We start from the raw sequence: 19,343 nt of genomic DNA, 5'->3' as shown, positions 1-19,343 counted from the left end.
ACAACGCCCCCGTCGTTTGACGGGCCTCGTCAATCGACGCGACGTCGCCCTCGGTTCGGGGGCACTGTGGGACCACCGGGGCAGCCGCGGAGCCTTCGGACCTCCATCACCCCGTCCCGCAGAGGCGATCCACCATGAGCATCACGCAGCAGCACCTCCTCGACGCCTACCGCGCCCGGCAGCACGACGAGCCCGCCCCGCCCGCTCCCGGCGCGCATGACTGGCAGGTCGTACGGGAGTGGCGCGACGAGCGGCAGTTCCGGGCGGTCCTGGCGGGCCGCCCGGCCCGGCACCGGTTCCGGGTCGCCCTGAACCGGTGGCGGCGGCGCCCTACCTGACCTCCCCCGGCAGCCGGGCCACGAACTCCGCCACCGCGCTCTTGACGTCCTCGGCGGTCCACTCCAGCCCGGCGGACCGCACATGCACCTCCGTGAACGCCAGGCCGGGGCCGCGCCGGTCCCAGGCGAAGGAGAACAGGACGGTGCCGGTCTCCTCGGCCGTCCGCACCGCCGCCTCCGAGAGGACGTCGGCGTCGTACGGCAGCCACACCTGGAAGTCGTGGGTGTGCGGCACCTCCGGGTGCACGCGCGCCCACGGCACCCCGACCGCGGCGAACCCCTCGCGCAGCGCGGTGGCCACCACGCGCGCGTGGGCGACGTACTCCGGCAACCGGGGCAGTTGCCGCTCCAGCCCGAGCAGTGCCGACAGAGCCGTCGGGAACTGCTGGAAGACCAGGCCGCCGTACCGGTGCCGCCAGGCCTTCGCCTCCTCCACGAGCTCCCTCGGCCCGGCGAGTGCCGCACCGCCGAACGCGTCCAGGGACTTGTAGAACGACACGTAGACGCTGTCGGCCAGGCCCGCGATCTCCTCCAGGGACCGGCCGAAGTGGACCGTGGACTCCCACAGGCGGGCCCCGTCGAAGTGCACCACGGCGTCCCGCTCCCGCGCTGCCGCCACCACCTCGGTGAGCTCCTCCCAGGAGGGCAGCACGAAACCGGCGTCCCTCAGGGGCAGTTCCAGCATCAGCGCCCCGAAGGGTTCCTCGAAGTCGCGCACCTCGGCGGCGGTGGGCAGCCGCGGCTCGCTGGCCACGCGCACCGGCCGCAGGCCGCCGACCTCGCTGAACGCGTTCCGCTCGTGCACCTCGGGATGGCTGAGCGCGTGCAGGGCGACGGTCGGGTTGCCGGTCCGGCCCGCCCAGCAGCGCAGTGCCACCTGCTGGGCCATCGTGCCCGTCGGGAAGAACGCGGCGGCCTCGGTGCCGAGCAGTGCGGCGACCTTCGTCTCCAGCGCCTCGACGACGCCGTCGCCGTACACGTCGGACCGCTCGTCCAGGTCGTACAGGTCCGCCGCGCCGTCCAGTGCCGCCAGCCGCTCCCGGAGCGACTTGTGGAAGGCGAAGCGCGCGAACACGCGCCGTGCGCCGTGGTGTGCGGCCAGCCGCCGCTCACGGAGCTGCGACCTCCGGTCCTCAACAGTCCGGTCCTCGTCAGGCCGGCCCGCTTTCGGCCCGTCCTCGTCCAGCCGGTCCTCGTCAGGCCGTTGCCCGGTCGCCTGCGCGCCCTGTCCCGCCATGTCATTCATGGCCGGATCATCCCGCGCGCGGGTGCCGGCGGGCACCCGGATTTCCGTACGCCCGTGCACCCGCGCGGTGTCCACCGCAATGCACACCCTGTGGACAACCGAACGCCCCTCGAACCGATCGCGTTAACATGACGAGAAATCGTCCGGTACCCGGAGCGGACTGGAACGGGAAGGCCGCCGTCGAGTGAACACAACCCCACAGCCAGACCCCAAGGACCGCCCCGCGCGGCTCACCGTCGGCGTCGTCGGCGCCGGCCGCGTGGGACCCGCACTGGCCGCGTCCCTCCAGCTCGCCGGGCATCGCCCGGTCGCCGTCTCCGCGGTCTCCGACGTCTCCCGGCGCCGCGCCGCGCAACTGCTGCCCGACGTGCCGGTGATGCCGCCCGCCGAGGTCCTCCAGCGGGCCGAGCTGGTCCTGCTGACGGTTCCCGACGACGCCCTGCCCGAACTGGTCGCGGGCCTCGCCGACACCGGGTCCGTACGGCCGGGACAACTGCTCGTGCACACCTCCGGGCGGTACGGCGCGCGGGTGCTCGACCCCGCCCTGCGCGCGGGCGCCCTGCCGCTGGCCCTGCACCCCGCGATGACCTTCACCGGCACGCCCGTGGACGTCCAGCGACTGGCCGGCTGCTCCTTCGGCGTCACCGCGCCCGAGGAGCTGCGGCTGGCCGCGGAGGCCCTGGTCATCGAGATGGGCGGCGAGCCGGAGTGGATCGCCGAGGAGAACCGGCCGCTCTACCACGCGGCCCTGGCGCTCGGCGCCAACCACCTGGTCACCCTGGTCGCCCAGTCCCTGGAGCTGCTGCGCTCGGCCGGTGTCGCGGCCCCCGACCGGATGCTCGGCCCGCTGCTCGGCGCGGCCCTGGACAACGCCCTGCGCTCCGGCGACGCGGCCCTCACGGGCCCTGTCGCGCGCGGGGACGCGGGCACGGTCGCCGCGCACGTCACCGAGCTGCGCCGGCACGCCCCGCAGGCCGTCGACGGCTACCTGGCGATGGCCCGCGCGACCGCCGACCGGGCCCTGGCCCACGGCCTGCTGAAGCCGGAGCTCGCCGAGGACCTCCTCGGGGTACTCGCCCACGGGACCGACGGCACCGAAGGGGACGCCCGATGACCACCACCCTGCTCAGCACGGCCGGTGAACTGCACGCACGCGCGCGTGCGGGCCGCCGCGCCGTGGTGATGACCATGGGCGCGCTGCACGAGGGCCACGCCACGCTGATCCGCACCGCGCGTGCCCTCGCCGGGCCCGACGGCGAGGTCGTCGTCACCGTCTTCGTCAATCCGCTCCAGTTCGGCGCGGGCGAGGACCTCGACCGCTACCCGCGCACCCTGGACGCCGATGTGAAGCTGGCCGGGGAGTCCGGCGCGGACGTCGTGTTCGCCCCGGCCGTCGACGAGGTCTACCCCGGCGGCGAGCCCCAGGTCCGCATCACGGCGGGCCCCATGGGCGAGCGGCTGGAGGGCGCCTCCCGCCCGGGCCACTTCGACGGCATGCTCACGGTCGTCGCCAAGCTGCTGCACCTGACCCGCCCCGACGTCGCCCTGTACGGCCAGAAGGACGCCCAGCAGCTCGCCCTGATCCGCCGCATGGTGCGGGACCTGAACTTCGGCGTGGAGATCGTCGGCGTCCCCACCGTGCGCGAGGAGGACGGCCTGGCCCTGTCCAGCCGCAACCGCTACCTCTCGCCCGCCGAGCGGCGCACCGCCCTCGCGCTGTCCAGTGCCCTGTTCGCGGGCCAGGACCGGCACGCCGCGCAGGAGGCGCTGCGCGCCCGGGCCCGCGAGGTGCCCGCCACACGCGCGCGTGCGGAGGCGCTCAGCGCCATAGGGGAGTCCCGCGCGGCGGCGGACGCGCACGCCGTCGCGACGGCCGTCCCGGGCGGCCCGGCCGGCGTCCGCGCGGCCGCCCGCCAGGTCCTCGACGAGGCCGCCCGCCTCGATCCGCCGCTCGTGCTGGACTACCTCGCCCTGGTCGACCCGTCCGACTTCACCGAGATCGGGGACGACTTCACCGGCGAGGCGGTCCTCGCCGTCGCCGCCCGGGTCGGGACGACCCGGCTGATCGACAACATTCCCCTCACCTTCGGAGCCGCCTCGTGACCAGCACAGGCATACGCCTGCACGCGCCCGCCCCCGGGTGGTCCATCTCCGCGGACGTGGTCGTCGTCGGCTCCGGCGTCGCCGGCCTCACGGCCGCCCTGCGCTGCGAGGCGGCCGGCCTCACCACCGTGGTCGTCACCAAGGCCCGCCTGGACGACGGCTCCACCCGCTGGGCCCAGGGCGGCATCGCCGCGGCCCTCGGCGAGGGCGACACCCCCGACCAGCACCTGGACGACACCCTGGTCGCCGGCGCGGGCCTGTGCGACGAGGAAGCGGTCCGCATCCTCGTCACCGAGGGCCCCGACGCCGTACGCCGCCTCATCGAGACCGGCGCCCAGTTCGACGAGTCCTCCGAGGGCGGCCTGGAACTCACCCGCGAGGGCGGCCACCACCGCCGCCGCATCGCCCACGCCGGCGGCGACGCCACCGGTGCCGAGATCTCCAGGGCCCTGGTCGAGGCGGTACGCGCGCGTGGTCTGCGCACCGTCGAGAACGCGCTCGTCCTGGACCTCCTCACGGACGCCGAGGGCCGCACGGCAGGCGTCACCCTGCACGTCATGGGCGAGGGACAGCACGACGGCGTGGGCGCGGTCCACGCCCCGGCGGTCGTCCTGGCGACCGGCGGCATGGGCCAGGTCTTCTCGGCGACGACCAACCCGTCCGTCTCCACGGGCGACGGCGTCGCCCTGGCGCTGCGCGCGGGCGCCGAGGTGAGCGACCTGGAGTTCGTCCAGTTCCACCCCACGGTCCTCTTCCTGGGCCCCGACGCGGAGGGCCAGCAGCCCCTGGTCTCCGAGGCGGTGCGCGGCGAGGGCGCCCACCTGGTCGACGCCGACGGCGTGCGCTTCATGCTCGGCCGGCACGAACTGGCCGAGCTCGCGCCCCGCGACATCGTCGCCAAGGGCATCACGCGCCGCATGCAGGAGCAGGACGCCGAGCACATGTTCCTCGACGCCCGGCACTTCGGCGCCGACATGTGGGAGCACCGCTTCCCGACGATCCTCGCCGCCTGCCGCGCCCACGGCATCGACCCGGTCACCGAGCCCATCCCGGTCGCCCCGGCCGCCCACTACGCCTCCGGCGGCGTCCGCACCGACTCCCGGGGCCGTACGACCGTCCCCGGCCTGTACGCGTGCGGCGAGGTCGCCTGCACCGGCGTGCACGGCGCCAACCGCCTGGCCTCCAACTCCCTCCTCGAAGGCCTGGTCTACGCCGAGCGCATCGCGGCCGACATCGCCGCGAGCCACGCGGAGACCGGCCTCCACGCGCGCGTGCCGCAGCCCCTGCCCTACCCGGAGACCCCCGAGCACCCCCTGCTCACCCCGGAGGCCCGCTTCACGATCCAGCGGATCATGACGAACGGGGCCGGTGTCCTGCGCTCGGCGGAGTCCCTCGCCAAGGCCGCCGACCAGCTCCAGCAGCTGCACACCGACGCCCGCGACGCCCTCGCCGAGAACGGCAAGACGGCCGAGGCCGGCGTCGACACCTGGGAGGCCACCAACCTGCTGTGCGTGGCCCGCGTCCTGGTCACCGCGGCCCGGCTGCGCGAGGAGACCCGGGGCTGCCACTGGCGCGAGGACCGCCCCGAGCGCGACGACACCACCTGGCGGCGCCACATCGTCGTACGCCTGAACCCGGACCGCACGCTGGCCGTGCACACCACGGACACCACACACTTCCCTACGACCCTCCCGCCCAAGGCCCCCCAGGAGCAGTGACCGACGTGAGCACCCCCGACCTTCCCCTCGCCTCGTCCGGAGGCTGCGGCGACGGCTGCGCCTGCGGCGCGGACGACGAGGCGTACCTGGAGTGCGGCCTGGACCCCGCACTCGCCCAGCTCCTGGCCGACGCCGGCCTCGACCCCGTCGAGGTCGAGGACATCGCCAACGTGGCCCTCCAGGAGGACCTGGCCCACGGCGTGGACGTGACGACGGTGGCGACGATCCCCGAGGACGCGGTGTCCACCGCAGACTTCACCGCACGCGAGGCGGGCGTCGTGGCCGGCCTCCGCGTCGCCGAAGCGGTCATCTCGGTCGTCTGCGAGGAGGAACTCGAGATCGAGCGCCACGCGGAGGACGGCGACCGCGTCGAGGCGGGCCAGAAGCTCCTCTCGGTCACCACCCGCACCCGCGACCTCCTCACGGCCGAGCGCAGCGCGCTGAACATCCTGTGCCGCCTGTCGGGCATCGCGACGGCCACGCGGGCGTGGGCGGACGTCCTGGACGGCACGAAGGCCAGGGTCCGCGACACCCGCAAGACGACCCCCGGCCTGCGCAGCCTCGAGAAGTACGCGGTCCGCTGCGGCGGCGGCGTCAACCACCGGATGTCCCTCTCGGACGCGGCCCTCGTCAAGGACAACCACGTGGTCGCCGCGGGCGGCGTCGCCCAGGCCTTCACGGCCGTACGGGATCGCTTCCCCGACGTGCCCATCGAGGTCGAGGTCGACACCCTGCACCAGCTCCGCGAGGTCCTGGACGCCGGCGCCGACCTGATCCTCCTGGACAACTTCACGCCGGGCGAGTGCGAGGAGGCGGTCGCCCTCGTCCAGGGCCGCGCCGCCCTGGAGGCCTCGGGCCGCCTGACCCTCGACAACGCCAAGGCGTACGCGGACACGGGCGTCGACTACCTGGCCGTCGGAGCCCTCACCCACTCCTCGCCGATCCTGGACATCGGCCTGGACCTGCGGCCGGCGGAGTAGGGGAGCGGGTACGGGCCATGCTGCTGACCATCGACGTAGGCAACACCCACACCGTCCTGGGCCTGTTCGACGGCGAGGACATCGTCGAACACTGGCGCATCTCCACGGACGCGCGCCGCACCGCCGACGAGCTGGCGGTCCTCCTCCAGGGCCTGATGGGCATGCACCCGCTGCTCGGCGACGAACTGGGCGACGGCATCGACGGCATCGCCATCTGCGCGACCGTCCCCTCGGTCCTGCACGAGCTCCGCGAGGTGACGCGCCGCTACTACGGCGACGTCCCGGCGGTCCTCGTCGAACCGGGCGTCAAGACGGGCGTCCCGATCCTCATGGACAACCCCAAGGAGGTCGGAGCGGACCGCATCATCAACGCGGTCGCGGCGGTCGAGCTCTACGGCGGCCCCGCGATCGTGGTCGACTTCGGCACGGCGACGACGTTCGACGCGGTCAGCGCGCGCGGCGAGTACGTCGGCGGGGTCATCGCCCCCGGCATCGAGATCTCCGTCGAGGCCCTGGGCGTCCGCGGCGCCCAGCTCCGCAAGATCGAGGTGGCCCGGCCCCGCAGCGTCATCGGCAAGAACACGGTCGAGGCGATGCAGTCGGGCATCATCTACGGCTTCGCCGGCCAGGTCGACGGGGTCGTCAACCGCGTGGCCCGGGAGCTGTCGGAGGACCCGGACGACGTCACGGTCATCGCGACGGGCGGCCTGGCCCCGATGGTCCTGGGCGAGTCGTCGGTCATCGACGAACACGAGCCCTGGCTGACGCTGATCGGGTTGAGACTGGTGTACGAGCGGAACGTGTCGCGTATGTGACTGCAGTTGTTGCCGGGGCAGGGTGGGTCCGCAGCCCGGCGGAGCGGGGTGCCGCTGCGCCCACCCGTGCCGCCCCGGGGCGCTCCCTGCTCGCAGAGCTTGGCGGAGGCACGACTGCCCGCAGCCAGGACAACCCCGACGTACCCCCGGCGCGGCCCCGATCCACCGCCGCCGCGTAGGCGCAAGCGCCGCCCACCCGGGTGGTCCCCGGCGCCACACCCGCCCGCTATGCGGTATTTGTCTGATTAGCGCGTATCGTCGCTGCATGCCCACGCCATACGGATCCCGCGGCGGCATGGCGTTCGGCGTGGAGGAGCTGCGTGTGCTCCGCCGCGCTCTCGCCCTCGCCCTCCACCCCACCTCCGCCTCGGCCGACGACGTCCAGGACTGCCTCCGCCTCGCAGAGTCGCTCGACGAGGCGATGCGGGAGGGCGTCAGGCTGCGTGCCTTCCTCGTGGCCGACCTCGGCCGGTACCGCGCCGCCCTCCCCGGCACCGCCGCCGGCTACCTCACGCTCCTGGACGAGGCACTGGGCGCCGGGTACCGCCCCCACCCCGACGACCTCGCCGCCCTCAGCGCCCTGCGCGGCAACCCCACGGCGGCCGCCCTCCTGGACCGCTGCCACCTGCTCGTCGGCCGGTTGTCCGCACGCACCCGCGCGAACACCCGTCCGCACACCCGCTCGTCGGCCGCTCGCCCGGCCGCGCCCAGTACCCCAACCGTTCCCCATTCCCGCACCCGCCTCCGCCTCCTCCCCCTCCCCGGCGGCCTCGCCGACGCCGCCGGGAACACCCCGGAGAAGCAGCCCGAGAAGAAGCCCGCACGGAAGCCGGCGGCGCCGAAGCCCACCCCCAAGCCCACCCCGGCCCCCACCCCGGGCACCCCGAAACCCAGCCGCCCGATCCCCACCCCCGGCGAGGTCTTCCCGCGCCGCAAGCCCACCCCGCCACCCCCGGCGAACCCCCAGCAGCTCGCCGCGGGCTGACGTGGCTACTCTGGATCCATGGACTACGTCTCCGCGCTCCTGCCCCCGGTCGTCATGGCCATCTTCTTCATCGGCGTGATCCGGGTGATCGTGAAGACACAGGGCGGCGCCAACAAGGCCAAGGAGGACGCGGCCGTCGACGCCGCCCTCGCGCGCGCGGAAGGCGCTCGGCAGTCTTCCGCGACGCCCCCGAAGGCCGAAGCCTGATCCGACCGCTGCCGCCCTCAGGGTGCGGCGATCCCGGCGTACGACTCCGTGCGGCCCGCCCCCGCGAAGCCCGCACTTTTGAGTCGTACGCCCTTTTTGCTCCCGTTCGCGGGTGAAGCGCACGTCCGCCACGCCATTACCCAGATCTCCCACTATTGTTCTGAGGTGTGCCTCGCCCATTGGGAGAACTCGAAGACGCGGTCATGTCGCGGGTGTGGAAGTGGAACCGCCCGGTGACCGTTCGAGAAGTCCTGGAAGATCTTCAGAAGGAGCGGTCCATCGCGTACACCACCGTGATGACCGTTTTGGACAATCTCCATCAGAAGGGCTGGGTGCGCCGCGAGGCGGAAGGCCGCGCCTATCGATATGAGGCGGTCTCCACGCGCGCTGCCTACGCTGCCGCCCTGATGAACGACGCCTGGTCGCAGAGCGACAACCCCGCCGCGGCTCTCGTCGCCTTCTTCGGCATGATGAGCGAGGAACAGCGAGAGACTCTCCGCGATGCCGTACGCATCGCCCAGGGTCCGGAAACCCAGAAACCGACCGGACCGTCGGAACTGGCCGTTCCGGCGGAAGGAACGGAACCGCCGGAGAACCCCGCCTCTGCTCAGGACCCCGACGGGCGATAGCGTCCCGCCATGTCCGCGAAGCGCCCTGAAGCCCCCGCAAAAGCCATCACCGTCCGACGGGCACGTACCAGCGATGTCCCGGCCGTGCGCCGCCTCCTTGACGCCTACGTCCGCGGCGGCATCCTGCTCGACAAAGCGACGGTGACGCTTTACGAGGACATCCAGGAGTTCTGGGTCGCGGAACGGGACGACAACGCCGAGGTCGTCGGCTGCGGCGCCCTGCACGTGATGTGGGAAGACCTCGCCGAAGTGCGCACTCTCGCCGTGAAGCCCGGCCTGAAGGGCGCGGGCGTCGGACACCAGTTGCTGGAGAAGTTGCTGCACACCGCCCGCTGGCTCGGCGTTCGCCGCGTTTTCTGCCTGACCTTCGAAGTGGACTTCTTCGGCAAGCACGGCTTCGTGGAGATCGGCGAGACGCCTGTCGACACGGATGTCTACGCGGAGCTGCTGCGTTCCTATGACGAGGGTGTCGCGGAGTTCCTCGGTCTCGAACGAGTGAAACCGAACACCTTGGGCAACAGCCGGATGCTTCTGCATCTGTGATCGCCGGGACGGACACACAAGCCAGTTGCAAGTCGGTCGCAAGACCGCCCGCCCGGCTCGTCAAGGCATATTCCGTACGGCCGCCCTGCCCAGGTGCCCTATGTCCGAAACGCGCACGTTTCCGGACGGGGGCGGGGCTGCCGGTCTCTGCCGAGGGTTTGTGTTTTTCCGGCAAAAGCGGTTTGCTTTCCGAGGTACTGCAGTACTGCATATAACAGGGGACGGCGATACGGCGGACGCCGGCACACCCCGGCCCTGAAGATATCGATGAAAGGAAATCCGGTGGCACAGAAGGTTCAGGTCCTTCTTGTCGACGACCTCGACGGCGGCGAGGCGGACGAGACCGTCACGTTCGCGCTGGACGGCAAGACGTACGAGATCGATCTCACCACCGCTAATGCGGACAAGCTCCGCGGCCTTCTCGAGCCTTACGTGAAGGGCGGTCGTCGTACCGGAGGCCGTGCTTCGGGCGGGCGCGGAAAGGCGCGCGCGGCCTCGAGCGGCAGCCAGGACACCGCGGCCATCCGCGCCTGGGCGAAGGAGAACGGCTACGAGGTCAACGACCGCGGCCGTGTTCCCGCGACCATCCGCGAGGCCTACGAGAAGGCCAACGGCTGAACAGCGGCACTACCGATCCTGCGCACGCAAGGCCGGTGGCTGGGCGCACGCGCGCCGCAGCCGGACCCGGTGGCACTGTGTGGCCACCGTGTTCACCAGCCGTACGAGATCGGGGGCGTCTCCACTGCCCCCCAAGGCCGACAGCGTCGGCAGCGAGGCCTCGACCTCGCATCCCGGCTCGGGGGGCCGCAGCCAGACAGCGGCCCCCTGGGAACCGAACCGGCCCAGGGGAAGCGGCCGGCCACGGGCGAAGCCGGGCTCGGGGGGCAACGCGCGGTCCGCATCGGGGGCCGACGGCGCGAACGCCAGCCAGGACACCGGCCCGCCCCGCTCGGGGCCCGACGCCATGAACCCTTCACAGGCCGCCGCCCCACCCCTCTCGCGGGACACCGAGCTCCCCGCCTCACGCCTCTGCGACGCCTCTGTCCCGCAGGGCAGCGTCCCGCCCGTTTCAGGCGGCATCGGGCCGCCCGTCTCGCGGAGAGATGGAGCGCCCCTCCCGTAGGCCGCCTCCCCGCCCGCCTCGCCCGACACCGAGCCGCCCGCCTCGCCCGACACCGAGCCGCCCGCCTCGCCCGACACCGAGCCGCCCGCCTCGCGCAGGAGCGACGCCTCCGTCTCGGAGGGCAGCATCCCGCCCCACTCGTCGGTCGACAGCCCGCCTGTTTCGCGCCGCATCGAGCCCTCCGTCCCGCGCGGCAGCAGCGCGTCGGTCTCGCCGGGCACCGCCCCGCCCCTCTCGCACGGCGGCGTCCCGCCCGCCTCGCGCAAGAGTGACGCGTCCGTCCGGCAAGGCAGCGTCCCGCCGCACTCGCACGGCAGCGTCCCGCCCCTCTCGCCCGACACCGAGCCGCCCGCCTCGCGCAAGAGCGACGACCCCTCCGTCTCGCAGGGCAGCGCCCCGCCCCTCTCGCCCGACACCGAGCCGTGCGTCCCCCGGCAGAACGACGCGCCCATCCCGTGAGGCAGCGCCCCGCCCGCCCCCTGACAAAGCCGCTCGCCCCTCTCGGGTGTCAGCGGCGTATCCATCCCGGGCGGTCGCGGCGCCTCCATCGTGCCGCCCGCTCCGATCGCCGTCAGGTCGAGCGGCAGTGTTCCCCACTCCAGCCACTCCAGCAGCCCGGGCAGTTCCTCCGCGGTGCCGGCGGCCACCAGGAGACGCATCCGGTCGCCCCGCACGGCCACCGGCGAGCCCGGTGCCAGGCGGCGCAGGGCCGCGTGGCCCGCCTCGGCCGGCACGTCCAGGACGTCGTAGCGCACCCCCACCACCAGCCGCAGGGGATCGCCGGGCACCGTCGGCCAGCCCAGTTCGTTCTCGTACCACCGCCGGACCCGACAGCTCGCGTCTGGCGGCCGGCGGGGGAGCGGGACGGGGCGAGGGGCGCCGAACATGCCAAGTGCAACAGCCGCAAGGGCATGCGGGTTACGCTGGGTTGCGTAGTGCGTGCACAGAGTGTCGAAAGGGGGGCGTGTGGGGGGCACGGGGAGGCGCAAGGTTGTTCGCCCGTAGCGGAGGGGACGGGGCCACTCGGCATGGACTTCCGGTCCGTACGGGTAAGACATCCCTAGTGGGAGGGGGCGACACGCAGGAAAGGCCGTCTCACGTTCGCCATGGGCGTACTGGCGAAGGGGGTAACTGCCTGGCCTGCGGGAACATCGTCTCGCACCATCGGGTTGGAGCAGATGTCGGCGTTCGGGGTCAGGAGGCCAAGGACGGTGTCGGCAGTTGGAATGAGCGGTCCCCGCTTGCGGGACTAAGCTGCGGAAGGACAGGGAGGGGAAGTTCCCCCCACTGCCTGACCGCTCTGAGGAGCGATTAACGATGTTCGAGAGGTTCACCGACCGCGCGCGGCGGGTTGTCGTCCTGGCTCAGGAAGAAGCCCGGATGCTCAACCACAACTACATCGGCACTGAACACATCCTCCTGGGCCTGATCCACGAGGGTGAAGGTGTCGCCGCCAAGGCCCTTGAGAGCCTCGGGATTTCGCTCGAGGCGGTCCGCCAGCAGGTGGAGGAGATCATCGGCCAGGGCCAGCAGGCCCCGTCGGGTCACATCCCCTTCACCCCCCGTGCCAAGAAGGTCCTGGAGCTGTCGCTCCGCGAGGCCCTTCAGCTGGGCCACAACTACATCGGCACGGAGCACATCCTGCTCGGCCTGATCCGCGAGGGCGAGGGCGTCGCCGCCCAGGTCCTGGTCAAGCTGGGCGCAGATCTGAACCGCGTGCGGCAGCAGGTGATCCAGCTGCTCTCCGGTTACCAGGGCAAGGAGACCGCCACCGCCGGCGGTCCTGCCGAGGGCACGCCCTCCACGTCCCTGGTCCTCGACCAGTTCGGCCGGAACCTCACCCAGGCCGCTCGTGAGTCCAAGCTCGACCCGGTCATCGGGCGCGAGAAGGAGATCGAGCGGGTCATGCAGGTGCTGTCCCGCCGTACGAAGAACAACCCGGTCCTGATCGGTGAGCCCGGCGTCGGCAAGACCGCCGTCGTCGAAGGCCTCGCCCAGGCCATCGTCAAGGGCGAGGTGCCCGAGACCCTCAAGGACAAGCACCTCTACACCCTGGACCTCGGCGCGCTGGTCGCCGGCTCCCGCTACCGCGGTGACTTCGAGGAGCGCCTGAAGAAGGTGCTCAAGGAGATCCGCACCCGCGGCGACATCATCCTGTTCATCGACGAGCTGCACACGCTGGTCGGTGCGGGTGCCGCCGAGGGCGCCATCGACGCGGCTTCCATCCTGAAGCCGATGCTGGCCCGCGGTGAGCTGCAGACCATCGGTGCGACCACGCTGGACGAGTACCGCAAGCACCTGGAGAAGGACGCGGCCCTGGAGCGCCGCTTCCAGCCCATCCAGGTCGCCGAGCCGTCCCTGCCGCACACGATCGAGATCCTCAAGGGCCTGCGCGACCGCTACGAGGCGCACCACCGCGTCTCCATCACGGACGAGGCGCTGGTCCAGGCCGCCACCCTGGCCGACCGGTACATCTCGGACCGCTTCCTGCCGGACAAGGCGATCGACCTGATCGACGAGGCCGGATCGAGGATGCGCATCCGCCGGATGACCGCGCCGCCGGACCTGCGCGAGTTCGACGAGAAGATCGCCGGTGTCCGCCGGGACAAGGAGTCCGCGATCGACTCGCAGGACTTCGAGAAGGCCGCCTCCCTGCGCGACAAGGAGAAGCAGCTCCTGGCCGCCAAGGCCAAGCGGGAGAAGGAGTGGAAGGCCGGCGACATGGACGTCGTCGCCGAGGTCGACGGCGAGCTGATCGCCGAGGTCCTCGCCACGGCCACGGGCATCCCGGTCTTCAAGCTGACCGAGGAGGAGTCCAGCCGCCTGCTCCGCATGGAGGACGAGCTCCACAAGCGGGTCATCGGCCAGAACGACGCCGTCAAGGCGCTGTCGAAGGCGATCCGCCGTACGCGTGCCGGTCTGAAGGACCCGAAGCGTCCCGGTGGCTCGTTCATCTTCGCCGGCCCGTCCGGTGTCGGTAAGACCGAGCTGTCCAAGGCGCTCGCCGAGTTCCTCTTCGGCGACGAGGACGCGCTGATCTCCCTCGACATGTCGGAGTTCAGCGAGAAGCACACGGTGTCGCGTCTCTTCGGTTCGCCCCCCGGCTACGTGGGCTACGAGGAGGGCGGCCAGCTGACGGAGAAGGTCCGCCGCAAGCCGTTCTCGGTCGTCCTCTTCGACGAGGTCGAGAAGGCCCACCCGGACATCTTCAACTCGCTGCTGCAGATCCTGGAGGACGGTCGCCTGACCGACTCCCAGGGCCGGGTCGTGGACTTCAAGAACACGGTCATCATCATGACGACCAACCTCGGCACCCGGGACATCTCCAAGGGCTTCAACCTGGGCTTCGCGGCCTCGGGTGACACGAAGACCAACTACGAGCGCATGAAGAACAAGGTCTCGGACGAGCTCAAGCAGCACTTCCGGCCCGAGTTCCTCAACCGCGTCGACGACGTGGTCGTGTTCCCGCAGCTGACCCAGGACGACATCCTGCGGATCGTCGACCTGATGATCAGCAAGGTGGACGAGCGCCTGAAGGACCGGGACATGGGCATCGAGCTCGCCCAGTCCGCCAAGGAGCTGCTCGCCAAGAAGGGCTACGACCCCGTCATGGGCGCCCGGCCGCTGCGCCGGACGATCCAGCGCGAGATCGAGGACAGCCTGTCGGAGAAGATCCTCTTCGGCGAGCTGCGCCCCGGTCACATCGTGGTCGTGGACACGGAGGGCGAGGGCGAGACCAAGACCTTCACCTTCCGCGGCGAGGAGAAGTCGGCCCTGCCGGACGTCCCGCCGATCGAGCAGGCGGCCGGTGGCACGGGTCCGAACCTGAGCAAGGACGTGTAAGCGTCCCGGCCGCATGAGGTCCGACGAGAGGGGCCGGTGCTGAAAAGCACCGGCCCCTTTCGCATGCCCTAGGTGCGTATACCTCCCGGCGTCACGACAGCTGCCCGTCGTAGTCCGGCAGCTTGTACGTCTTCTCGGCGTGGCCGCCGGAGAGGTCGGTGGCGCTGTTGCCGATGTTCGCGATGATCGTGTAGCCCTTCTTCTCGACGTCGACGCGCTGGGCCGTCTTGTACTCGGCGACGTTCTTGAAGAGGTCGATGAAGTTCCGGACGTAGAGGCCGGAGACCTGGTAGCCGGCCTGCTTGAGGTTGTACTCGGTGAACGAGTAGATGATGTCCGGGCGGGCGGTCACGAAGAACAGGGCCACGCCGCGCTCCTGGGCGTATCTGGCGGCCTCCAGGACCGGCTTGTTAGCCGGCTGCGGGTAGCTGAAGCCGAAGTCGGTCTCGAGCGTGGTGTTGTCGATGTCGAAGACGATCGCCTGCTTCTCGCCCGGCTTGGCGGCCGCGATCCGCTGCTTCAGATAGGGCAGCGCCTGGTCCATCACCGCCTGGCAGTCCTTCTGCCAGGTCGCGTAGTCGACGTCTGCGGCGGCGGCCGTGGAGACCGCGGTGGCGGCACCGGAGGGCGCTGCGGCGTCGGCCGGTCCGGCCATCGCCACGAGGGCGGCCGCCGCGACGGCGGTCACTGATGCACGGCGCAACCAGGGGCGTCGGGTCTGCATGTCGTGGGGGTCCTCTCACGTCCGTGACGCTGCCAACATGTCGTGTGCATGTTCATGCGCGAGGGTGGCGCGAGGGGAACCGTAGGGTTACCGGACGGTAGGCGCATAGAGGCGTGCGCCACATTTCCGGAATGGCTGAAGAGGGCCCCCGGTGACATGCCGCACAGGCGATATGTCCGTTACTAGCCGGAATAGTGCTGAACGGGCCGAGAGGAAAGGGATCCTTGCCTCGCGAGCCCGCGCGAACTGGGCTGTAGTGGGCTGATTCATCCCGAATGAGTGCCATGTCAAGAGACGTAGAACACTGAACGAAATTACTAACTTCTGTCGTAGATCACGCTTTTGGGAGTTTGTCGGACTTCGGGTTACCAAGGGATGGCCATTCGGCGAGCGACTGTGCGCCGGGTGGTTTTCTCCGTCCCCTTCCACGCGAGGTTTCGATGTCCCAGCGCGTCACGTCCCGTTCTTCCCGTACGTCCCAGCTCCGCACCCGTGCGACCGTGCTGGCCGCCGGCCTCGGTGTCTCGGTCGCACTGGGGGCCGGGGTCGCGTCCGCCGCCGACACCACGGCCGCGACGGGTGCCGCCAGTGCCGTCCAGGCGCAGGCCGCCGCCCAGGCCAAGATCGCCAAGGTCGAGGCCGCGAAGGCCGAGAAGGCCGCCAAGGCCGCCGCCGCGAAGAAGGCCGCCGCCGAGAAGGCCGCCGTGAAGAAGGCCGCCAAGAAGGCCAAGCCGTCCTGGGTCGACCCGGTGAAGAAGTACAAGCTCTCCGCGGGCTTCGCCCAGAGCGGCGGCATGTGGCAGTCCACCCACAGCGGGCAGGACTTCGCCGTGCCGAGCGGCACCAAGGTCGTCGCCGCCCATGGCGGCACCGTCGTCAAGGCCGGTGGCAACGGCGCCGGTGACGGCCCCGCGTACGGCAACGCCGTCGTGATCAAGCACGGCAACGGCACGTACTCGCAGTACGCCCACCTGTCGAAGGTCGAGGTGAGGATCGGCCAGGTCGTCAAGACCGGCCAGGAGATAGCCCGGTCCGGCAACACCGGTAACTCGAGCGGTCCGCACCTGCACTTCGAGATCCGTACGACCCCGAACTACGGCTCGGCGGTCGACCCGGTGAAGTTCCTGCGCGCCAAGGGCGTCAAGGTCTGACGATCCCGGACAGGCCCTAGGAGCCCCGAGCTCCTTCGTGGGCCCGGGTCACCAGGTCCGTGGCGACCTCGAGGACGGCTTTGTTCTTGTCCTCGGGGTCGCCTTCCAGGTCCTGGAGCAGGAACATCCCGGCGTGCAGCGTGAAGATCGCGCTGACGCAGCGGACCTGGTCGACCAGGTCGGCCTCCGGGTCGATGATGATGTCGCGCAGGCCGCGGATGCGCTCCTTGAAGGAGTCGCCGATCCGCAGCTCCCGCACCGTCGCCTGGTTGTCGTGCATGAAGCGGAACAGTGGCGCGGCGCCGGACAGGGTCTCCGCGTAACGGCGGATGATCTCCTGCTTGGTGTCGAGCGTGTGCGGCTGCTGCCGCCCCCACTCGATCAGTTCCTCGATCGGCTTCGTGAGGTCCTCGAAGATGCTGACGAGGATCTCTTCCTTGGTCTTGAAGTGGTAGTAGAGCGCCGCCTTGGTGACCTCCAGGCGTTCCGCGATCTCGCGCAGAGAGGTCTTCTCGTAGCCCTGCTCGGCGAAGAGTTCGAGGGCCACGTCCTGGATGCGCTGGCGGGTGTCCCCGCGGCGCCGCTGCCTGGTGCCGTCCATGGTGCCGCCCATCCTCCTACGCCGCTCCCTTTCCATAAAACTTACTTGACGCCCGGCTAGTTCCGCGGCTAGCTTCCGAGTGTAGTCACTAGCCGGTCGGCAAGTAAGTAGCAGTAGCTGGGGGAGTGGGAAAGCAATGGCGGACACGACGGACACGCCGGCGGTCGGCGCCGACACCGGGGGGAAACAGCCGAAGAGCGTGCGGGTCGTCCTGCTCGCGCTGATGATCGCGATGATGCTCGCGATGCTCGACAACATGATCATCGGTACGGCGATGCCGACGATCGTGGGTGAGCTGGGCGGCCTCGAACACCTCTCGTGGGTGGTCACCGCGTACACGCTCGCGACCGCGGCCTCCACCCCGCTGTGGGGCAAGCTCGGCGACATGTACGGCCGCAAGGGCACGTTCCTGTCGTCCATCGTCATCTTCCTGATCGGCTCGGCGCTCAGCGGCATGGCCCAGAACATGGGCGAGCTGATCGGCTTCCGTGCCGTCCAGGGTCTTGGTGCCGGCGGCCTGATGGTGGGCGTCATGGCGATCATCGGTGACCTGATCCCGCCCCGGGAGCGCGGCAAGTACCAGGGCATGATGGCCGGCGTCATGGCGCTGGCGATGATCGGCGGCCCGCTGGTCGGCGGCACGATCACCGACAACTGGGGCTGGCGCTGGGCGTTCTACATCAACCTGCCGCTCGGCGTGGTCGCGCTGGTCGCCGTCAGCGCCGTGCTGCACCTGCCCAAGAAGCGGTCCGAGGCGCGGATCGACTACCTGGGCGCTGCCCTGCTGACCGTCGGCATCACCGCGATCGTGCTGGTCACCACCTGGGGCGGCACGGAGTACGCCTGGAGCTCCGCGCGGATCATGGAGCTGATCGGCATCGGTGTCGCGGCTCTCGTCGGCTTCGCGTTCTGGCAGACCAAGGCGGCCGAGCCGGTGGTTCCGCTGCACATCTTCCGCAGCCGCAACTTCACGCTGATGTCGGTCATCGGCTTCATCACGGGCTTCGTGATGTTCGGCGCGACGCTGTTCCTGCCGCTGTACCAGCAGTCCGTGCAGGGCGCCTCCGCGACGAACTCCGGGCTGCTGCTCCTGCCGATGCTCGGCGCGATGCTGGTGACCTCGATGGTCGCCGGCCGGGTCACCACGAACACCGGCCGGTACAAGGTGTTCCCGATTCTCGGCAGCGTCCTGATGACCGTCGGTCTCTACCTGCTGTCCACGATGGACACGGGGACCTCGCGCGTCACGTCCGGTGTCTTCATGGCCGTGGTCGGGTTCGGCATGGGCTGCCTGATGCAGATCACCATGCTGGTCGCGCAGAACAGCGTGGAGATGAAGGACATGGGCGTCGCGTCCTCGTCGACCACCCTCTTCCGCACCCTCGGCTCCTCCTTCGGCGTCGCGATCATGGGCGCGCTGTTCAACAACCGCGTGCAGGACGTCATGTCCGAGCGGGCCGGTGCACTGGGCTCCAAGGTGACAGAGCAGTCGGCGCAGCTCGACGCGAAGAGCCTGGAGAAGCTTCCGGTACTGGCCCGGGAGGCGTACCAGCACGCGGTCTCGGCGGGCACGCACTCGGCGTTCCTGCTGGGTGCCGTGGTGGCGGTGTTCGCCCTGGCGGCGGCCGTGTTCGTCAAGGAGGTCCCGCTCAAGGGGGCGGGACCGAAGGCGAAGGACGAGCCGGACGCCCCGGCGGCACAGCCGCCCGTGGCGGAGACCGTCTGACCGGACCGCACGAGGCCCCCGGGGTTGTCCGCCCCGGGGGCCTCGTCGTGCCCGGCCGTGATCCGGGGCCGTTGTCAGACCCCCGTGCCACCATCGGATCCATGGACAAGATGCGGCAGGTGCGCCTCGCCAAGGACGCCATGGACCGGGACTGGGCCGATCCGGACCTGGACCTGCGCGCCGTGGCCGCCCACGCCGGGTACTCGCGGTATCACTTCATCCGCGCCTTCAAGGAGGCGTACGGCGAGACCCCCGGGCAGTACCTCACGCACCGCCGCATAGAGCGCGCCGAGGACCTGCTGCGCACCGCCAACCTGTCGGTGACGGAGATCTGCCACCTGGTCGGCTTCAGCAGCGTCGGCACGTTCTCGGCCCGGTTCAAGGCGTGGACCGGCCTGACGCCCAGCGAGTACCGGACGAAGCACGTGGGCCGCGGAGCGGCACTCATACCGGGCTGCTACGCCATGCTGTGGGCCGGCGGCTTCCGACCGGCACCCGGCGCCGCCACCGGCTCCGGCACGGGGCAACAGCGCAATTCCGGAGAAGCGGGCTGACACCCCCGCTGCCTACGGTGGCAGGGCAAGCACCGACCGGCCGCCGACCAGCAGGAG

18 protein-coding genes and 2 pseudogenes are annotated in these 19,343 nt (G+C 70.9%); 15 read left to right on the top strand and 5 right to left on the bottom strand.

What is annotated here, in order from left to right:
• Window positions 1-134 precede the first annotated feature (134 nt).
• The gene (locus SCNRRL3882_RS17750; RefSeq protein WP_010044332.1) at window positions 135-338 is read left to right on the top strand and encodes a hypothetical protein; all 204 of its coding nucleotides are present in this window, start codon (window positions 135-137) and stop codon (window positions 336-338) included.
• On the opposite strand, the gene SCNRRL3882_RS17745 is transcribed toward SCNRRL3882_RS17750, so the two are convergent.
• On the bottom strand, window positions 331-1,584 hold the full coding sequence (locus tag SCNRRL3882_RS17745; RefSeq protein ID WP_040903756.1) for a threonine aldolase family protein: 1,254 nt from the start codon (window positions 1,582-1,584) through the stop codon (window positions 331-333). The two genes, SCNRRL3882_RS17750 and SCNRRL3882_RS17745, sit on opposite strands and share 8 nt — an antisense overlap.
• 184 nt (window positions 1,585-1,768) lie before the next feature.
• On the opposite strand from SCNRRL3882_RS17745, the gene SCNRRL3882_RS17740 reads away from it, so the two are divergent.
• The 10 genes from SCNRRL3882_RS17740 (at window position 1,769) to SCNRRL3882_RS17690 (ending at window position 10,182) form a co-directional block, all read left to right on the top strand.
• Window positions 1,769-2,698 (top strand): Rossmann-like and DUF2520 domain-containing protein, encoded by a 930-nt coding sequence (locus tag SCNRRL3882_RS17740; RefSeq protein ID WP_010044334.1) that lies wholly within the window; start codon window positions 1,769-1,771, stop codon window positions 2,696-2,698.
• Window positions 2,695-3,687 (top strand): pantoate--beta-alanine ligase, encoded by a 993-nt coding sequence (gene panC, locus SCNRRL3882_RS17735; protein WP_010044335.1) that lies wholly within the window; start codon window positions 2,695-2,697, stop codon window positions 3,685-3,687. The genes SCNRRL3882_RS17740 and panC overlap by 4 nt, the downstream gene beginning before the upstream one ends.
• Window positions 3,684-5,405, top strand: a complete 1,722-nt coding sequence (locus tag SCNRRL3882_RS17730; RefSeq protein ID WP_010044338.1) for an L-aspartate oxidase — start codon at window positions 3,684-3,686, stop codon at window positions 5,403-5,405. Before panC ends, SCNRRL3882_RS17730 begins: the two co-directional genes overlap by 4 nt.
• Window positions 5,406-5,410: 5 nt before the next feature.
• Window positions 5,411-6,385, top strand: a complete 975-nt coding sequence (gene nadC / locus SCNRRL3882_RS17725) for a carboxylating nicotinate-nucleotide diphosphorylase (protein ID WP_029181490.1) — start codon at window positions 5,411-5,413, stop codon at window positions 6,383-6,385.
• Window positions 6,386-6,402: 17 nt separating this feature from the next.
• Complete coding sequence (locus SCNRRL3882_RS17720; protein ID WP_010044343.1) at window positions 6,403-7,200, top strand: type III pantothenate kinase; 798 nt, start codon at window positions 6,403-6,405, stop codon at window positions 7,198-7,200.
• A 295-nt stretch (window positions 7,201-7,495) separates the two neighbouring features.
• Entirely contained in the window at window positions 7,496-8,185 is a 690-nt protein-coding gene (locus SCNRRL3882_RS17710) for a hypothetical protein (RefSeq protein WP_102514818.1), read from the top strand.
• Window positions 8,186-8,203: 18 nt separating this feature from the next.
• Window positions 8,204-8,392 (top strand): hypothetical protein, encoded by a 189-nt coding sequence (locus SCNRRL3882_RS17705; RefSeq protein ID WP_010048842.1) that lies wholly within the window; start codon window positions 8,204-8,206, stop codon window positions 8,390-8,392.
• A 179-nt stretch (window positions 8,393-8,571) separates the two neighbouring features.
• Window positions 8,572-9,021 (top strand): BlaI/MecI/CopY family transcriptional regulator, encoded by a 450-nt coding sequence (locus SCNRRL3882_RS17700; RefSeq protein WP_078603013.1) that lies wholly within the window; start codon window positions 8,572-8,574, stop codon window positions 9,019-9,021.
• Window positions 9,022-9,030: 9 nt separating this feature from the next.
• Window positions 9,031-9,564, top strand: coding sequence for an amino-acid N-acetyltransferase (locus SCNRRL3882_RS17695; protein WP_029181801.1), 534 nt, complete (start codon window positions 9,031-9,033; stop codon window positions 9,562-9,564).
• A gap of 282 nt (window positions 9,565-9,846) precedes the next feature.
• Window positions 9,847-10,182: a histone-like nucleoid-structuring protein Lsr2 gene (locus SCNRRL3882_RS17690; protein WP_010048839.1), complete on the top strand. Its 336-nt coding sequence runs from the start codon at window positions 9,847-9,849 to the stop codon at window positions 10,180-10,182.
• Between the two features lie 9 nt (window positions 10,183-10,191).
• On the opposite strand, the pseudogene SCNRRL3882_RS17685 reads toward SCNRRL3882_RS17690, so the two are convergent.
• Both SCNRRL3882_RS17685 and SCNRRL3882_RS17680 read right to left on the bottom strand, forming a co-directional pair.
• A pseudogene (locus SCNRRL3882_RS17685) lies at window positions 10,192-10,449 on the bottom strand (hypothetical protein); the annotation flags it as partial.
• Window positions 10,450-11,214: 765 nt separating this feature from the next.
• A pseudogene (locus SCNRRL3882_RS17680) lies at window positions 11,215-11,574 on the bottom strand (SCO3374 family protein); the annotation flags it as partial.
• A gap of 430 nt (window positions 11,575-12,004) precedes the next feature.
• Here SCNRRL3882_RS17680 and SCNRRL3882_RS17670 point away from each other — a divergent pair.
• A complete protein-coding gene (locus SCNRRL3882_RS17670) occupies window positions 12,005-14,530 on the top strand; it encodes an ATP-dependent Clp protease ATP-binding subunit (protein WP_010048831.1) in 2,526 nt (841 codons plus the stop codon).
• A gap of 91 nt (window positions 14,531-14,621) precedes the next feature.
• Here the strand turns inward: SCNRRL3882_RS17670 and SCNRRL3882_RS17665 are convergent, their stop codons facing one another.
• The gene (locus SCNRRL3882_RS17665; protein ID WP_029181800.1) at window positions 14,622-15,254 is read right to left on the bottom strand and encodes an HAD family acid phosphatase; all 633 of its coding nucleotides are present in this window, start codon (window positions 15,252-15,254) and stop codon (window positions 14,622-14,624) included.
• Window positions 15,255-15,694: 440 nt separating this feature from the next.
• Between SCNRRL3882_RS17665 and SCNRRL3882_RS17660 the strand changes: the two genes are divergently transcribed.
• Entirely contained in the window at window positions 15,695-16,405 is a 711-nt protein-coding gene (locus SCNRRL3882_RS17660; RefSeq protein WP_010048827.1) for a M23 family metallopeptidase, read from the top strand.
• 16 nt (window positions 16,406-16,421) lie between these two features.
• Here the strand turns inward: SCNRRL3882_RS17660 and SCNRRL3882_RS17655 are convergent, their stop codons facing one another.
• Window positions 16,422-17,018 carry a TetR/AcrR family transcriptional regulator gene (locus tag SCNRRL3882_RS17655; protein ID WP_010048823.1) on the bottom strand — a complete coding sequence of 199 codons (597 nt, stop codon included), beginning with the start codon at window positions 17,016-17,018 and terminating at the stop codon, window positions 16,422-16,424.
• A gap of 124 nt (window positions 17,019-17,142) precedes the next feature.
• Here SCNRRL3882_RS17655 and SCNRRL3882_RS17650 point away from each other — a divergent pair, with 124 nt between their 5' ends.
• The gene (locus SCNRRL3882_RS17650; RefSeq protein ID WP_010048822.1) at window positions 17,143-18,732 is read left to right on the top strand and encodes an MDR family MFS transporter; all 1,590 of its coding nucleotides are present in this window, start codon (window positions 17,143-17,145) and stop codon (window positions 18,730-18,732) included.
• A 110-nt stretch (window positions 18,733-18,842) separates the two neighbouring features.
• Window positions 18,843-19,286 (top strand): helix-turn-helix transcriptional regulator, encoded by a 444-nt coding sequence (locus SCNRRL3882_RS17645; RefSeq protein WP_040904455.1) that lies wholly within the window; start codon window positions 18,843-18,845, stop codon window positions 19,284-19,286.
• Window positions 19,287-19,343: the final 57 nt, after the last annotated feature.

It is taken from the genome of Streptomyces chartreusis NRRL 3882 (genome assembly GCF_900236475.1).
Lineage (GTDB): Bacteria > Actinomycetota > Actinomycetes > Streptomycetales > Streptomycetaceae > Streptomyces > Streptomyces chartreusis_D.
This window is presented reverse-complemented; position numbering and strand designations above follow the sequence as displayed.

Bases quoted from the DNA above. Each gene is read 5' to 3' on its own strand.
- SCNRRL3882_RS17750 (WP_010044332.1), top strand. From the start codon at position 135: ATGAGCATCACGCAGCAGCACCTCCTCGACGCCTACCGCGCCCGGCAG.
- SCNRRL3882_RS17745 (WP_040903756.1), bottom strand. From the start codon at position 1,584: ATGAATGACATGGCGGGACAGGGCGCGCAGGCGACCGGGCAACGGCCT.
- panC (WP_010044335.1), top strand. From the start codon at position 2,695: ATGACCACCACCCTGCTCAGCACGGCCGGTGAACTGCACGCACGCGCG.
- SCNRRL3882_RS17720 (WP_010044343.1), top strand. From the start codon at position 6,403: ATGCTGCTGACCATCGACGTAGGCAACACCCACACCGTCCTGGGCCTG.
- SCNRRL3882_RS17710 (WP_102514818.1), top strand. From the start codon at position 7,496: ATGGCGTTCGGCGTGGAGGAGCTGCGTGTGCTCCGCCGCGCTCTCGCC.
- SCNRRL3882_RS17705 (WP_010048842.1), top strand. From the start codon at position 8,204: ATGGACTACGTCTCCGCGCTCCTGCCCCCGGTCGTCATGGCCATCTTC.
- SCNRRL3882_RS17695 (WP_029181801.1), top strand. From the start codon at position 9,031: ATGTCCGCGAAGCGCCCTGAAGCCCCCGCAAAAGCCATCACCGTCCGA.
- SCNRRL3882_RS17670 (WP_010048831.1), top strand. From the start codon at position 12,005: ATGTTCGAGAGGTTCACCGACCGCGCGCGGCGGGTTGTCGTCCTGGCT.
- SCNRRL3882_RS17665 (WP_029181800.1), bottom strand. From the start codon at position 15,254: ATGCAGACCCGACGCCCCTGGTTGCGCCGTGCATCAGTGACCGCCGTC.
- SCNRRL3882_RS17660 (WP_010048827.1), top strand. From the start codon at position 15,695: ATGTCCCAGCGCGTCACGTCCCGTTCTTCCCGTACGTCCCAGCTCCGC.
- SCNRRL3882_RS17655 (WP_010048823.1), bottom strand. From the start codon at position 17,018: ATGGGCGGCACCATGGACGGCACCAGGCAGCGGCGCCGCGGGGACACC.
- SCNRRL3882_RS17650 (WP_010048822.1), top strand. From the start codon at position 17,143: ATGGCGGACACGACGGACACGCCGGCGGTCGGCGCCGACACCGGGGGG.
- SCNRRL3882_RS17645 (WP_040904455.1), top strand. From the start codon at position 18,843: ATGCGGCAGGTGCGCCTCGCCAAGGACGCCATGGACCGGGACTGGGCC.